Source organism: Mesorhizobium sp. M2E.F.Ca.ET.219.01.1.1 (assembly GCF_004016445.2).
Lineage (GTDB): Bacteria > Pseudomonadota > Alphaproteobacteria > Rhizobiales > Rhizobiaceae > Mesorhizobium.
This window is the reverse complement of record NZ_SADT02000251.1, coordinates 1-289: the sequence shown is the minus strand read 5'-3', so window position 1 is coordinate 289 and position 289 is coordinate 1. Positions and strand designations below refer to the sequence as shown.

Here is a 289-nt window from a genome sequence, read left to right as displayed (position 1 = left end):
AAGGTCGAGCACAATCCGGAAAAGGCGAAAGAACTGCTCGCCGCTTCCGGCTTTTCGCCGGAGAAGCCGGTCAAGTTCACGATCCAGACGACCAAGGGCTTCAAGCCCAAGGATTATGAGATGATCCAGGCCATCGTCGGCATGTGGCGCAAGGTCGGCATCGAGGCGACGATCGAGGTCTACGAGATCGCCAAGCACTATGAGCTGCGCGCCGCCGACAAGCTGGCGCCGGCGGCCTTCTACAACTGGGGCAACGCGATCGGCGATCCGACGACGTCGACCGGCTTTG

General features: G+C 61.2%; 1 protein-coding gene. It reads left to right on the top strand.

Annotated features, from left to right (window positions below):
- The coding region (locus EN862_RS35720) for an ABC transporter substrate-binding protein (protein WP_245519834.1) at window positions 1–289 on the top strand (289 nt) is incomplete at both ends.